Here is a 13,820-nt window from a genome sequence, read left to right on the forward strand (position 1 = left end):
TCACAACTAAATAGGTTTAAAAAATTCTAAAAAATTCTATAGGTATAGCTAAAGAGCAATTAAAAATCGGCAAGTATGTTATGTGGGGTATAAATCTCGGTTACAAAACTTAATTGTGTTGATCTAGGCTACCGCTAATAACCCGTTAAGTGGCAGATTGAGTTAGTTGGCGGGGCTTGAGAAGTAGATTTACGAGTTTTAAAATGTTGCTCAAATACAAATTAAATAAGTCAAAACCTATTATTATGAATAAGGACTTAAAAGTAATATTTAGAATATTAGGAGTTAATAAATGCGAATTGCTCAAGATGTAACAGAACTTATTGGCAAAACCCCCTTAGTTCAGTTGAACAAAATTCCCCCAGCAGAAGGAGTAGTTGCCAGAATAGTTGTTAAATTAGAGGGCATGAACCCAGCGGCTTCAGTCAAAGACCGAATCGGTTTGAGTATGGTGCTTTCAGCCGAAGCAGAGGGTTTAATTACCCCCGGAAAAACCGTTTTAGTCGAACCTACCTCTGGTAACACCGGCATAGCTTTAGCAATGGTAGCAGCTGCCCGTGGCTACAGTTTGATTTTAACCATGCCAGAAACCATGAGCCAAGAAAGACGAGCCATGCTGCGAGCTTATGGTGCAACTTTGGAGTTAACACCAGGCCCCCAAGGAATGCGGGGAGCAATTAGCAAAGCTGAGGAAATAGTGGCTAAGACTCCCAATGCATTTATGTTGCAACAATTCCGCAACCCAGCTAATCCGAAAATTCACCGAGAAACAACGGCTGAGGAAATTTGGACAGATACTGATGGTGAAGCAGATATATTAATTGCTGGTGTAGGAACTGGAGGAACGATTACTGGTATTGCAGAGATACTTAAACAACGCAAACCCAGTTTTCAAGTGATTGCGGTTGAACCTAGCAACAGTCCTGTCCTTTCTGGAGGTGAACCCGGCGCTCATAAAATTCAAGGAATTGGTGCAGGATTTGTCCCCGATGTTTTGCGTCAAGAATTAATTGATGAAGTGATTCGCGTCAGTGACGACCAAGCAATGTCTTATGGACGCAGATTAGCAAAAGAAGAAGGTTTATTATCAGGAATATCATCTGGTGCGGCTTTGTGTGCGGCTATTCAAGTCGGTCAGCGTCCAGAAAATGCTGGTAAATTAATTGTCATGATTCAGCCTTCTTTTGGTGAACGCTATCTGAGTACAGCAATGTTTCAAGAATTGATGAGTTAAGTTAATTTATTGACCCCAATTTTTAGTGTTTTTTAGGTTGGGTATTGAAACGCTCACATAATCAGTATTTACTCAATTTGGAGATTTGCAAGATTGAGGATTATTCTGATTCATCCTGTAAATCCTTGAATCCTAAAAATCCTGATTCTGACATTTTTAATCATCAGAATCAGGATTTATTGAATATTTAAATATCTAATGCTGGTGTTGTTCTTTTCCGTGATGTTTACAACCACCTTCACCCTTATGGTGTTCGTGATTATGACCATGAGAGCAACCTTGGAGGTCTTGCTGCATTAAGCTTTCGCTCATTTCCTTTAAAGAGTTATCCACAGCTTTTAAGCCTATCCATGCGTCGATTTTCTCGACATCAAAGCCTACTTCACGTCTATCTCCTACTTCCAGTAAAGGACGACGAATTAATAAAGGATCTCTGAGCATCATTAATAAAGCGGTGTCACCGTCGATTTTCTCAGGGTTAACCTCTCCAGATTTTACCCTCGGTGCGGCTTTGTTGAACCATTCAACTACAGGGCGATTTCCAAAAAATGAACGCAATCTTTCTGCTGTCCAAGGTTCTGTTAATAGACTATATGTTACTACCTCATGACCTGCGGCTGTCAGCAAAACTTTTTGCTTTGTACCACCTTTACAGCCTGGTTTTTCATAGAAAATTACTCTGGCCATTGCTATATCTCCTATAAGGTTTTTATTCGATTTCTGGACAGTAAATAATTAACCGCAGATAAACGCAGATAGACGCAGATAAAAGAAAGATGGTGGGTTTTAATGATAGGTAAATATTCAGGATTTTTTACCTATTACTATTAGTTGCTATCTATTTATCACAATAATCATTTATTTCTGTTTTTGCCACTACATTTAAAATTTTTTAGCAATGTGGTTAATGATATCAAATTCAAATCTTGTTTTGGGGTCGGTTTCTCCATATATATTAAATGTAACTGTCGGTTCTTCTCCCACAGCTTGCACGCAATGTATTGTATCAGGTGTAAAACTGATAATATCACCTGGAAATAAATTTATTTCGCCAGTTGTTTCAATTTTATCAGGAAACTCTGGATGAGAACTGCGCCGCCAAAATGTATTTTTTTCCTCGCCTTTTAACAATGCTACTACTCCCCATGTTCCATGATTATGAATATTGGAAATTGTCCCCGGTGCAAATGTGACTGTTTGCACAGTTAAGGGAAATCCTAATTCATCGTATAACAGTAAAACTGATGTTCCTGTTTTACTGTCAGCTTCTAAAAATTGACTGTTTACCCAATAGGAATTTATAATTAATCGCCTGACTAGCATTCTAATTTCAGGGAGACGAGTTGATTCATCCTCAACATTATTGAGAACATCTTCTATCTCAGTTAGAAACCGATATAGGCGATAATTATCACGCAATAAATCCCAAACTCTCGCTGATTTACAGGCTTGATGCTGTCCATCTCCAGCGACAAACCAATCCTTACCTTCCATAATTTCTATACTATCAATTATGAATATTTGGGTAAGAAAAGCATGGGAGGATTGGTTTGAGGCATCATAGTTATAGGAGCTACTGGAGATGCAGGTAGCGTAGGTAGGAGAACAGTATTATTATTAGATGTAGAGAGAGATTGATAAGAAAATGAAGTAGATAACCAATTGTTCATGACTTTTGATTGGTGATTAGTGATTGGTGATTGATCAAACTCTTACGTAGTCTCTATAATTAATCATCTTCTTCTGGTGGACGGGTTAAAATATCCAGAAGAATACCAGCACCAAAATCATTTTTTTCATCAATACCTTTAATTCTGGTACTGATTTCCTTAGCTTGTTCTAAATCTCCTAGTTTAGCTAATACCAAACCAGAAGCAGCATAAGCATTTAAATACAATCTGATTTGTGGTTCTTCGTGTCGCTGAACTAAGATGGATTTTAGGTCTTCCCAATTATCAGGTAATTTTTCTATTTCTTTAATTTTAGCAATTAATTGCTCTGCTGTTGTCAGTGCTAGAGGATAATTATTTTTGTAGTAAAAATATCTATAAGCTGCAACTAAAACATCTGTATTTCCTTGGGTTTTAGCTAAAGCTTGTTGCATATATTTTTCTGAGACTTCTGTATTTTCCCAAGTCTGTGCTGCTAATATCAATAATTCCTTCACCTCATCAGATACGTCAAACCATGAGAATTTGTTGGTGTTGGTTTGCATAATATTTTAACATTGTAAATTGTCTGAAATGGCTAACGCCTCCCGTCAGGGATACAGGATTTACAGGATTTGAGGATTTACAGGATGTAATTTACCAATTACCAATCTAATTTATTTTAGAACATACACTAGACGTAATTCTGTAAATTTTAGATTATCTCAATATCTATCTTGAAAAAGAATAAATAGTTAACCAAAATCATAACTTACACACAAATAATACCATCCTGTAAATCCTGAAATCCTGGACATTATCTCGACTATGGCTACGCCACGCAGGCTATCGCTCGATAACCACCTGATTCTGACAATTAAAATCCTTAAATTCTGAACATAACACAGAAATCTAGAATATTTTTTACTCAAAAACAACACCACGATAAATTTCTGCTATTGGTAATTCTACCCCAATTGACTCCAGAGAAATAGATTGTTCTAAATTATTGAAATCACTTAATAACCAACCTTGAGATTGTTTACTATATTTTTCTATAAAAATTTCATCTTGTTCAACTAATAAATATTCGCAAAAACTGCTAATTGAACGATAGATCCGAAACTTTCCTATGCGGTAATAATCTGCTGTAGAAGGAGATAATACTTCCACAATTAAAATAGGATTTAAAACTTCATCACTGCGATTTTCATTTAGTTGCGGTTCTCTTTCAAAAACCATCACATCTGGATATAATCCGCGTTGATGTTCAGGAATCCATAGCCGCAAATCGCTATTAATTGGCTCAAATTTACTATCCCGTAGCAGAAATTTTAGAAATGCAAAAATATTACCACCTATACGGCTGTGGTTGAGTGATCCTCCTGGCATTGGTATAATTTCCCCATCATGATATTCGTTGCGCCCTTCAGCTTTTTCTTCAATGGCGCGATATTCATCTAAACTATAACGACGCTCAACAGTGGTAATCATTATGCTGTCACCGATTACGTAGCAGGTATTATGATTATAGCAAAATTGCGGCTATAAGTAATGATGGAGTTTGTCAGAATCAGGATATCCAGGATTTAAGGATTTACAGGATGTGTGATTGGATGATGTTTTAATACTTATAAATAATGTTAAAATTAAACCAGCAGTAATCATGGAGTAAGTGTCATGGTACAAACTAAACATAGATTTGCAAGTTTTGAAGAATATTTATCTTATGATGATGGCACAGATAACTTGTATGAATTGTTTAATGGTGAGTTGATTGAAATGCCACCAGAATCAGGTATTAATGTGCAGATTGCCACATTTCTATTAATTCAATTCGTTTCACTCTTAGGCTATAAAAGAGTGCGGGGACATGGTTTAGAATTGGAAGTAAGAGGAGAACCAAGAAACCGTTATCCTGACCTGACTATTATTCGAGAAGAACATATTCAACAATTAGCAAACCGTAACACGATTCGCCTCTCAATGTCACCACCTTTGTTAGTTGTTGAAGTTGTTAGCCCTGGGGAATTACAAAGAGATAGAGATTTTATCGCCAAGCGTCTACAGTATCAAGATTGTGGTATTGCTGAATATTGGATTATTGACCCCCAAACCAAAAGTATATTAGTTTTAGAATTAGTGAATGAAATTTATAATGAAGTTGGTGTTTTTGCAGGGGATGAATTAGTTATTTCTCCACAATTTAAGAATTTGAATTTACAAGCATCACAGATTTTTGAACAAGGAAGTTAGGGGTTTAGCATTGCTAAACCCTTACATTTAAAATGCGTTAAGAATGTAAACCAAAGTGAAGAGAACAATCCAAATGATATCAACGAAGTGCCAGTAAATTTCTGCCATTTCGATGCCTGTATGTTTGGTAGCAGAATAATGATCACGACGAAGAGAACGCCACAAAACACCCAAGATTAACAACAGTCCGATAAAGACGTGCAAACCGTGGAAGCCGGTCATTAAATAAAAGCAATTGGCGAAAACATTGGTAGTCAAACCATAGCCTAAATTCATGTATTCATAAACCTGACCGGCTAAGAATACAGCCCCCATAACTGCGGTAATAAAATACCAAAACCGCATCCAGCCAACACTATTTCTTTTAATTGCCATATCACCAAAGTGAATGACAAAACTGCTAGAAATAAGAATGATAGTGTTAATTGTGGGGATAAATAATTCTACTTCTGTTCCTTCTGGTGGCCAAACTGCGGTAGTACCTCGAAAAAACAAATAGGTGGCAAAAAATCCACCAAACATCAAAGATTCGGAAACTAAAAAAGTCAATAGTCCCCAAACTCGCAAATCTTGATGTTCTTCGTGTCCAGCTTCGTGATGTTCACTGGTTGTAATTGCAGTCATGCTATTTTCCTAGTATTCGTTTCTCGATTAGCTGTCTCACCCGTCTGGGAATAAATTCCCAGTCTAATAGCCAAAGTCCGTTAAAACCGACTGAAAACCGGATTTGTTAGTCGGTTTTAACCGACTTTTGCTATTAGCCTTGTACTTGAGTACAAGGTGGGTAAACTATTCCTATGTCTGCGTTTTAACTAACAGCTTCTGTCACTGATGAAGATTCATCATGAATATGACCGTAGTCATAAGGACCATGAGTGACAACAGGTAAAACTTCCCAGTTTTCAATTATTGGAGGGGAACTGGTTGTCCATTCCAAAGTCAAACTTTCCCAGGGATTATCACCTGCGAGTTCTCCTTTTTTCCAACTGGTAATGGCGTTGTAAGCGAAGGGAATCACGGAAATACCCAAAATGAATGCGCCAATGGTGCAAAGCTGGTTTAAGCTCACAAATTGGGGGTCATACATGGCAACTCGGCGTGGCATTCCTTGTAAACCCAGTTTGTGCATGGGTAGGAATGTCAAGTTAGTACCGATTAAAGTGAGGACAAAATGAACTCTTCCCCAAGTTTCATTCATCATTCTGCCGGTCATTTTGGGAAACCAGTGATATATACCTGCGTAAATACCAAAGACGGAACCACCAAAGAGAACGTAGTGGAAATGTGCGACTACATAATAGGTATCGTGGACGTGAACATCAAAGGGTGCTGTTCCCATGGTTACGCCGCTTAAACCACCCATGACGAACATGGATAATAAGCCAATAGCGAATAGCATGGCGCTGGTGAAGCGGATTTTTCCACCCCAAAGAGTGGCAACCCAACCGAATATTTTTACACCTGTAGGAACGGCAACTATAAGTGTAGAAATGGTGAAGAACATCCGCATCCAACCGGGTGTTCCACTGGTGAACATATGGTGTACCCAAACGAATAAACCAACGACGCAGATTGCTACACTAGAATATGCGATCGCTCTATAACCAAAGATTGGTTTGCGTGCATGGGTAGGAATTACTTCAGACATAATCCCGAAAATCGGCAGAATCATCAAATAAACTGCCGGGTGGGAATAAAACCAGAATAAATGTTGGTAAATAACGACGTTACCACCTGCATCTGGTTTGAAGAAGGAAGTACCGAAGTTAATATCAAACAACAACAGAATTAAACCTGCTGCTAATACTGGTGTAGATAAAAGTGCGAGGATGGAAGTTGCTAAAATTGCCCAGCAAAATAAGGGAACTTGATCCCATTTCATGCTGGGAACTTTCATCATCAAAATGGTGATGACAAAGTTTAAGGAACCTAAAATAGAGGAAGTTCCTACCAATACAATCGCCAAAATCCACATGGTTTGGGCGATTGGTGCTGTGACTAAGCTTAAAGGTGGGTAAGCTGTCCAACCCGATTGGGAACCACCAAAAATAAAACTTAGTAACAGTAATAATCCTGCGGGTGGGTTTAACCAAAATGCGATCGCATTTAATTTGGGAAACGCCATATCTCTAGCACCCACCATCAAGGGAACTAGATAGTTACCAAATCCCCCAATTGCACTAGGGACAATCCATAGAAAGATCATGATTGTCCCGTGATTGGTCATGAAAGCATTGTACAGATTCGGATCAAGAAAATCGGAATCTGCGGTTGCTAACTCGGTGCGGAGTGCGATCGCCATCAACCCACCGATCAGATAAAATACAAATGCGGTCACTAAATATTGAATCCCAATTACCTTGTGATCAATATTAAATGTGAAGTAATCCCGCCATTTCCACGCTGTAGGGTGTGAGGTGTGTGACGTATTTGGTGAAACTTCTAACTGTGTCATAAGCTATTTTGGAAATTTGTCCAGTAGTCAACTGAACGCTGCTATTTTGCAATTTGAGCCAGATTTTCTGCACTCACTCCCATATCATTAATGTATGGAGCCAGAAATTCAGGTGTCGATAAATTAGCTGGATTTACAGCCACAACTTGGGTTTGTCCTTGGTGTTGAGCAATCTGGTTTTCTGTTAACCAGTTATCAAAATCTTCTTGGGTATGGACAACAACTTGTGTCCGCATGGAACCGTGATAACCACCACACAATTCCGCGCAAACTATAGGATATGTACCTGGTTTTGTAGCCACAAAACGCAATTCTGTAGCAATACCAGGAAGTGCATCTTGTTTGAGTCGAAATTGAGGAACCCAGAACGAATGAATTACATCATCTGCTGATAAATTTAACTGCACATCAGCGCCAACAGGAACGTGTAATTCACCCGCAGCAATACCAGTTTGGGGATAATTAAATAACCAAGCAAACTGAATCCCTTTCACATCAACTACCAAATCCGCTGGTTTACCTTGAGTTTGTGGACTTCCACCAATACCAATTCCAGCAGTTACAGATTCAGAACCATCATTCATGGTAGCAGCCATTGCAGTACCGGAGACATGAGCCATCTGTCCATGAGGATGGCTTCCTGGTTCTAAACCTCCCATTTGGTTATAAATATCTACACTGTAGATACCCAAAGCAACCACAATCACAGTTGGTACTGCTGTCCAAAAGATTTCTAAGGCTAAGTTACCTTCTACGGGTGTACCATCACTATTGTCTCCAAGACGGCGACGATAGATAAACAAGAAAATTAGAATCGTTCCTTCTACTACTAAAAATAGAGCAATAGCAATGGTAAACATGATATTGAATAATCCATCTACCAAAGGCGCTTGTTGCGATGCTTGTACTGGTAGTAGATTATGGTTTTGACCAATCCAGATGCTGATAGGGGAAATTATCATCCCAGCTAACAGCGTCCACAACGATACAGGAACTTTTTGCATACTAGCTGATCTCTATCAGTTATCAATCTTTTCACTGATTTAAGGCAGTGTTTTGACTTTCACTTATTAAAGTTCTAACTTACACCTAATAAGAAATAGCGAAAACTTCCATATTTTTTCATATCTTTATCTATCAATATGTTCAGATTCATAACTTATTATATAAACCAGGAATCTAGCTTTTAAAATTTGTTAATTAATAACGATTTGTAATTTATATATATGTTTAATATAAACTTTTTTAAAATTTTAGCTAAGGATTGAGTATTCCCCTCTAATTACCTTGTTTGGCTTATGTACGGAATTCAACAATGTCTCCTGGGATGATAACTTTAGCTAATTCCCAAAAGTCTTAGTTGTCTGCTGTTGTATGAGAATAACAATTCTTGGGACAAATCCGAGAACAGGCTTCACAACCAATACAGTTTTCTGGAGTCACTACTGACATGACTTTACGTTCAATTTCTTCATCATCTTCATCTTCTACAAATTCGCCTTCTTCATTTAGCGCCTTCAACCCTAAAACATTGTGACCACATACTTTAATACATCTGCCACAACCGATACATTTATCTTTGTCAATTTCTTGAGCAAATTTAGGTGTCCAAGCCTTACCGCCAAATGTAACCCCTGTTAATGTTGCCATGATTTTATCCTCAGCAATTCTGCTTACAAATTAGTTGGTGATTTAATCTTAATACTAGCCTAATATTTTTTGATTTTGCTAATAAAAATTAATTTTTTATCATGTTTTGCTGACTTGGTAAACAATCTCAATTTGGTTTAAATAATTTAGGATATTAAATGCAACTAATTATTAATAAATTTCCTAAAAATAAATTCTGATAAATGCTTATTTAGAGCAATTTTGATTTAATGAAATACAGGCTTAAATATATCCTCCCAATCTAGACACCTTACAGGCAAAGTCTCTATATAGCCTGAATCACACATAGTCACTTCATCGCTTGTGGGTTAGAGTTTTTATCCCTCGCTCAACCAAGAACCGCTATATCTTAATAAAATCAGCCATATTCATCTATTCAATATTGATATTTTCTAGCAAATACAATATAGAAACTCTAGATAAATAATGTATTTTAATAGTGTTGCTAGATACTAAAGAATAGCAATTTTAAAAAATATGATGGCAGATAAAAAACTGCGAAGCTTATGCAGTCAGCTTTTGACAATTCTCAAGCCAAAATCTCCAATTAAAGATAATAAATAGATGAGTTCACTGTTGTGCAAACATCTATACAAATACAATGAGAATAAAAGTTATATTTTTGTCTTAACTCAATTTATTCCCAAGAATTAATTTATGAAAAAAACTGTAACTTCTATAGCAATACCTGAATTTATATTAACTGTAAATAAAAACAATTCAGCATCACTTAGATGTTCCTCAAAAACACTTTAAATGATAATTTTGGCTCAAAGAACAACACAAATATTAAGAAATAATCCTAAGCTCATTGTGAACAAACTTAGCAAAATCTTTATGAAATGTATAGTTAATGAAGAAGTAATGAAGCCTTAGTTTCAATGTCTTAAATCAGTGAATAGTCAACAGTGAGCAGTTATTAAGGATATGCTGTGATATTTCACCAAGCTATAAAACTAATCACTGATCACTGATAACTGATAAGTGAGGCGAGAAAAACTTTTCTTGTCATGGAGATACTTTGGTAACAAGTTATGAATCAAAAGGAGACATCGAGGGGAGACTTGAGCCAAACATCTCAGCAATTCAAGTAGGAAGAAGTCTAATGCCTTATACAATTCCTAACAAAAATTGCATTGGATGTGACAACTGCCGCCCCCAATGTCCTACGGGTGCAATCAAAATCGAAAATAATGAATATTGGATCGATCCTTGTCTTTGTAATAATTGTGAGGGTTATTATCCAGAACCACAATGTGTGATTGCTTGTCCAACAAACGCTCCCATACCTTGGCAAGCAAAAAAAGGCAGATGCAAAGTTGACGCGCGAGAACCTACCAGTTCTGATTTGTTTTCCAATGGCAAAAATCACCCCTTTGCTTCGGCAATAGTTATCTGGGAAGCTTGCAATTTACTAGCGCAACGCAAATCATTAAATTGGGAAACAGATCCAGAAGGTAATTTACATTATAGTCGACAAGTTAATCAAGGTCGCGGTGCAATTTCTTTTCACATTCAAGACCCATTTCAAGTTAGCAACCTAGCTCAAGATTTACAAGCAATCGAAAATCTAGATATTCGAGCCGCTTGTATTCATCTGATTTTTGCTGCTCATGCTACAGCCTTAGATCAATCATGGAATCAGGAATTTACCATTGATGAACGACAAATTGAAAAATACTTAGGGTTAGAAAAACGCAAAGACCTGAATAAAATAGCCAAGCTTTGTTTAATCAAGAACATCGTCCAGCAAGCAAGCTCGCTTATTGTTTCCATTGACTGGCCTGAAAGGGGTAGAGTTCCCGGATTTTCCATCACAAATAGTCGCTTATGGGATTTAACAAATATTCAGCACCATTTTCAAGAAGATGATCAAGGTTCTAAATATTTGATTGGGCTGACATTTACAGTCAAAGCTGGTATGTGGGCGCAGCATTTCTTAAATAAACAAGCTTGCAAGGAACGAAGTGGATTCTATCAATATGGTAGTCTCCCCAAAACAGTATTAACTACAGTTATGAGTCTTTGGCAACAGCATGAAGGCGCAGTTAGACTTATGTTATGGTTACTATTTAAAACCAAAATGGGTAGAGAACAACGCATCACCATTCCTACCTTACTGCGCGTTGCCTATGGTGAAGAAAAAGTCAACTTAGCTTCTAGATTACGAGATGAACGTAAACGCTTATTGCGAACATTTGAAAATGATTTGGAAGTTCTCAATCATTATGGAGTAAAACCATTATTTGACCCTGTTACTTATCCCCCAGAAATCCAACCTTTATGGGCAAAATTAGTTGATATTCCTGAAGATCCAGATGATGCTTTAGAATTTTGGATTAATGATGGTGGTGGTGATCATCGTCTCACAGATAGTGGACCTCGTGGAAAGTGGAATTTGTTGATGAATGCACGAATTTTATCTTTTGAACTTCCTTCAGAATGGGAACATCACAGTTCAGAAGTGGAGAAAAAAAAGCAGCGTCATGTTAGGAGTAAAAAAACTCTTAAAAGTACAGATGATTTATTAGGTGAACAAATTTTGCAAGCTAGAAAAAATATCAATATTTCCCAAAGGGAATTAGCAAAGCTTACGGGTAAAAGCCAAAGCTGGATTCGTGATGTGGAAAATGGTCGTCTTAAACCTAAGTTAGAAGATCAAGCACTTTTGAGGAAGGTACTGAATATACTTTAATTTAGAGTATGGTTTGGTTCAAAATGCTTAACTATTTGATTTGATAAGTAGGGGTAAAGTACCATGCTCAACCCCTCGCAGACTTTTTTTACTTCTACCTTCCCATTGATTCGCACTAAAAATTATTTGCATAGGTAGCTACTTTTCTATCAGCAAGCCAAAGGTTAGATATAGCATATTTAACAACTACTGACTCTTGTGTGGCATGACAAGAACTTTTTAAGGCTTGAGTTTTAACTGGATCTTTTACAAGTTTAGCCTGGTATGTGTAGAGAAAACCAGAGGGTTGTTCAAAAGTTAGCTCGGCTAAAATTGTATTATTATCTAAACTTTGCTCTAAAATTTTACCTACTACTTTGTAGTTAAACCAATCCCAACCTTGATGTAGAATTATTTCTCTTTCTAAAATCTGTAATGCAGATGGCAAAATTCCCCAACCACGATAGACTTTATTCAAAAGTTGAATATCACCAGTCCGAGTTAAAATTGCTTTGAAGGAATCTTGATCTAGTACACCATAATATCTAGCTTCTGGAAAATCTATAACTGTGGGAGCAAAACGATGTCCACCAAAATGAGTCGATTTCCACATCCTGACATCATCTAAATGTAAATCAGCAATAGTATTTGTAGCGTAAAAGTAAAAAGGATTGCCATATCTGGCACAACACTGATCATGGCTACCGTGAGTACATACTAAAATATCTCTAGTTATACTGGTTTCTACTTGATAATCAGCACTACCTCCAGATAACCACTTCTGCACAACTCCGGCAACTTGCTCAATATTCGGCAACTTAAACTCTTGCTGACAGTAGCCATTACTTAAACCCTTTTGTTTTTGATAAATCAGCAAAGTTGTCTCTTCTACTTTATGTGATTCATCATTAGCAATTAATAGAAACCGAATTGGTAGTTTACTGCGCTGTACTTCTTCTACTAAAACACGCAAATTATCTGGAACCCATTTGGATTTAAATGCTTCTGATATCCAGGGTTGAGGGCATTCAACTAAAATATAAGTTTGATAATTTGTAGCACTACCAATAATTTCTTCTTCTATGTGTCGAGAGTAATCAGAGCAAAAGAAAGTATCCATATAGGTTTACTCAAGAATCAATTTTATAAACAAAGCTAATGAAAAACTAAAATTGTGTTTCTAGCTACAAGTTCTGAGGTTAATAGATTTATCAACTCACAACAGGTGGACACTTTATAAGTTTCTGGTTTTTTAAAGTCCTTCCGGTTAATAAATCCTCTATTCCCTAAACTTAGCCGCTATGAAAATGCTGTTTCCGTAGCAACTAATTAAATTTGGTATTTAATTATTTTTTAACTAAGTTGAATAGCGTAGTCTCAGATCAGATATTCCTGCATCCCAATCTTTTACTAGTAAGGAAAATAAGATTAAAAACCTTTCTTTCTGTAGAGTGAGAAGTTTGACAACAGGTATCATATTTGGAGAAGATTGGGATTGATAAATTTCTTGGCATATATTGCAAATAATTCTCAATTAGTTAGAAAAAAATATAGTCTTTAACCTATGGTTTGGAAGAACAATCAGCAAATTGAACTTGCTAACTAAATATTAAATCATTTAACTCACTTTAGCTTCAACCTATCTAGGCTATGCAGAAAATCTGCCAAAAGATAGACAGGAAAAGAGATTAGAGTTTTAATGTCTGGTGCTGCACTCAAAGTACATCTACCATTAAAATACTGAAAACTTAATTTTGCCAGTTTTTTGATCATCTGTATCAAGAGTAACAGAATTTAATTATAAAAGCAAGTAACTGAGAAATTTTTTCAATTTTGCAAAAATTTGTCATTTTGTTGAGTTTTAAACAAGTTTAATCCCCA

Annotated in this window: 12 protein-coding genes; 3 read left to right on the plus strand and 9 right to left on the minus strand. The window is 36.6% G+C overall.

The features are described from left to right. Window positions 1–292 precede the first annotated feature (292 nt). Complete coding sequence (gene cysK / locus ANA7108_RS0104820; RefSeq protein WP_016949638.1) at window positions 293–1,234, plus strand: cysteine synthase A; 942 nt, start codon at window positions 293–295, stop codon at window positions 1,232–1,234. Between the two features lie 195 nt (window positions 1,235–1,429). Here the strand turns inward: cysK and ANA7108_RS0104825 are convergent, their stop codons facing one another. The 4 genes from ANA7108_RS0104825 to ANA7108_RS0104840 all read right to left on the minus strand — a co-directional run bounded on the left by ANA7108_RS0104825 (window position 1,430) and on the right by ANA7108_RS0104840 (window position 4,377). After that, window positions 1,430–1,921: an ArsC/Spx/MgsR family protein gene (locus ANA7108_RS0104825; protein ID WP_016949639.1), complete on the minus strand. Its 492-nt coding sequence runs from the start codon at window positions 1,919–1,921 to the stop codon at window positions 1,430–1,432. 195 nt (window positions 1,922–2,116) lie between these two features. Then, the gene (locus tag ANA7108_RS0104830; RefSeq protein ID WP_016949640.1) at window positions 2,117–2,728 is read right to left on the minus strand and encodes a cupin; all 612 of its coding nucleotides are present in this window, start codon (window positions 2,726–2,728) and stop codon (window positions 2,117–2,119) included. A gap of 235 nt (window positions 2,729–2,963) precedes the next feature. Beyond that, window positions 2,964–3,449, minus strand: coding sequence for a hypothetical protein (locus tag ANA7108_RS0104835; RefSeq protein ID WP_016949641.1), 486 nt, complete (start codon window positions 3,447–3,449; stop codon window positions 2,964–2,966). 358 nt (window positions 3,450–3,807) lie between these two features. Further along, the gene (locus ANA7108_RS0104840; RefSeq protein ID WP_016949642.1) at window positions 3,808–4,377 is read right to left on the minus strand and encodes a Uma2 family endonuclease; all 570 of its coding nucleotides are present in this window, start codon (window positions 4,375–4,377) and stop codon (window positions 3,808–3,810) included. A gap of 186 nt (window positions 4,378–4,563) precedes the next feature. Between ANA7108_RS0104840 and ANA7108_RS0104845 the strand changes: the two genes are divergently transcribed. Next, window positions 4,564–5,139, plus strand: a complete 576-nt coding sequence (locus ANA7108_RS0104845; protein ID WP_016949643.1) for a Uma2 family endonuclease — start codon at window positions 4,564–4,566, stop codon at window positions 5,137–5,139. Window positions 5,140–5,166: 27 nt separating this feature from the next. On the opposite strand, the gene ANA7108_RS0104850 is transcribed toward ANA7108_RS0104845, so the two are convergent. The 4 genes from ANA7108_RS0104850 to fdxB all read right to left on the minus strand — a co-directional run bounded on the left by ANA7108_RS0104850 (window position 5,167) and on the right by fdxB (window position 9,244). After that, window positions 5,167–5,763 (minus strand): heme-copper oxidase subunit III, encoded by a 597-nt coding sequence (locus ANA7108_RS0104850; RefSeq protein WP_016949644.1) that lies wholly within the window; start codon window positions 5,761–5,763, stop codon window positions 5,167–5,169. A 184-nt stretch (window positions 5,764–5,947) separates the two neighbouring features. Then, window positions 5,948–7,594 carry a cytochrome c oxidase subunit I gene (ctaD, locus tag ANA7108_RS0104855; RefSeq protein WP_016949645.1) on the minus strand — a complete coding sequence of 549 codons (1,647 nt, stop codon included), beginning with the start codon at window positions 7,592–7,594 and terminating at the stop codon, window positions 5,948–5,950. A gap of 41 nt (window positions 7,595–7,635) precedes the next feature. Further along, window positions 7,636–8,598: a cytochrome c oxidase subunit II gene (locus ANA7108_RS0104860; RefSeq protein WP_016949646.1), complete on the minus strand. Its 963-nt coding sequence runs from the start codon at window positions 8,596–8,598 to the stop codon at window positions 7,636–7,638. A gap of 352 nt (window positions 8,599–8,950) precedes the next feature. Further along, complete coding sequence (fdxB, locus tag ANA7108_RS0104865) at window positions 8,951–9,244, minus strand: ferredoxin III, nif-specific (RefSeq protein ID WP_016949647.1); 294 nt, start codon at window positions 9,242–9,244, stop codon at window positions 8,951–8,953. 1,126 nt (window positions 9,245–10,370) lie between these two features. Here fdxB and ANA7108_RS0104870 point away from each other — a divergent pair. Continuing rightward, window positions 10,371–11,960 carry a helix-turn-helix domain-containing protein gene (locus ANA7108_RS0104870; protein ID WP_016949648.1) on the plus strand — a complete coding sequence of 530 codons (1,590 nt, stop codon included), beginning with the start codon at window positions 10,371–10,373 and terminating at the stop codon, window positions 11,958–11,960. Between the two features lie 115 nt (window positions 11,961–12,075). Here the strand turns inward: ANA7108_RS0104870 and ANA7108_RS0104875 are convergent, their stop codons facing one another. Continuing rightward, the gene (locus tag ANA7108_RS0104875) at window positions 12,076–13,059 is read right to left on the minus strand and encodes a sucrase ferredoxin (protein ID WP_016949649.1); all 984 of its coding nucleotides are present in this window, start codon (window positions 13,057–13,059) and stop codon (window positions 12,076–12,078) included. Between the last annotated feature and the right edge of the window lie 761 nt (window positions 13,060–13,820).

The organism is Anabaena sp. PCC 7108, assembly GCF_000332135.1.
Classification (GTDB): domain Bacteria; phylum Cyanobacteriota; class Cyanobacteriia; order Cyanobacteriales; family Nostocaceae; genus Anabaena.

Excerpts from the sequence above, each read along its gene's own strand:
- ANA7108_RS0104845 (WP_016949643.1), top strand. The coding sequence starts at position 4,564 with ATGGTACAAACTAAACATAGATTTGCAAGTTTTGAAGAATATTTATCT.
- ANA7108_RS0104860 (WP_016949646.1), bottom strand. The coding sequence starts at position 8,598 with ATGCAAAAAGTTCCTGTATCGTTGTGGACGCTGTTAGCTGGGATGATA.
- fdxB (WP_016949647.1), bottom strand. The coding sequence starts at position 9,244 with ATGGCAACATTAACAGGGGTTACATTTGGCGGTAAGGCTTGGACACCT.
- ANA7108_RS0104830 (WP_016949640.1), bottom strand. The coding sequence starts at position 2,728 with ATGGAAGGTAAGGATTGGTTTGTCGCTGGAGATGGACAGCATCAAGCC.
- cysK (WP_016949638.1), top strand. The coding sequence starts at position 293 with ATGCGAATTGCTCAAGATGTAACAGAACTTATTGGCAAAACCCCCTTA.
- ctaD (WP_016949645.1), bottom strand. The coding sequence starts at position 7,594 with ATGACACAGTTAGAAGTTTCACCAAATACGTCACACACCTCACACCCT.
- ANA7108_RS0104825 (WP_016949639.1), bottom strand. The coding sequence starts at position 1,921 with ATGGCCAGAGTAATTTTCTATGAAAAACCAGGCTGTAAAGGTGGTACA.
- ANA7108_RS0104875 (WP_016949649.1), bottom strand. The coding sequence starts at position 13,059 with ATGGATACTTTCTTTTGCTCTGATTACTCTCGACACATAGAAGAAGAA.
- ANA7108_RS0104835 (WP_016949641.1), bottom strand. The coding sequence starts at position 3,449 with ATGCAAACCAACACCAACAAATTCTCATGGTTTGACGTATCTGATGAG.
- ANA7108_RS0104870 (WP_016949648.1), top strand. The coding sequence starts at position 10,371 with ATGCCTTATACAATTCCTAACAAAAATTGCATTGGATGTGACAACTGC.
- ANA7108_RS0104850 (WP_016949644.1), bottom strand. The coding sequence starts at position 5,763 with ATGACTGCAATTACAACCAGTGAACATCACGAAGCTGGACACGAAGAA.
- ANA7108_RS0104840 (WP_016949642.1), bottom strand. The coding sequence starts at position 4,377 with ATGATTACCACTGTTGAGCGTCGTTATAGTTTAGATGAATATCGCGCC.